General features: G+C 76.9%; 1 protein-coding gene. It reads left to right on the top strand.

What is annotated here, in order from left to right; genetic code table 11:
* Nucleotides 1-242, top strand: a 242-nt coding sequence (locus KVS67_RS12785; protein ID WP_217565524.1) for a hypothetical protein, incomplete at both ends; no start/stop codon positions are given.

Genomic DNA, 242 nt, shown 5'->3' with positions numbered 1-242 from the left:
ACCTCCGTGACCGTCGCCGCCCACGTGGAGCAGCGCTCCGGGGCGCCGAGCGCTCCGCTGGGAGCGGAGGCGACCAAGTGCCTGTCCCTGCTGGAGCAGGCGACCGCCTCGCCGACGTCCTCTGCCTCGCCGTCGCCGTCCCCGTCCGCGGCCCGTCCGTCTCCGGCGGCCGCGGCCACCACCACGCCGGGCCCCTACACCCTGCGGTACTACCAAGTGGCCGTCCACGAGCAGGCCCCCGG

Origin of the sequence: Micrococcus sp. GbtcB5, assembly GCF_019091605.1 — a bacterium.
Taxonomy (GTDB): Bacteria; Actinomycetota; Actinomycetes; order Actinomycetales; family Micrococcaceae; genus Micrococcus; species Micrococcus luteus.
Note: the sequence above shows the minus strand (reverse complement) of the source record. Positions and strands in the feature narration are given on the sequence as shown.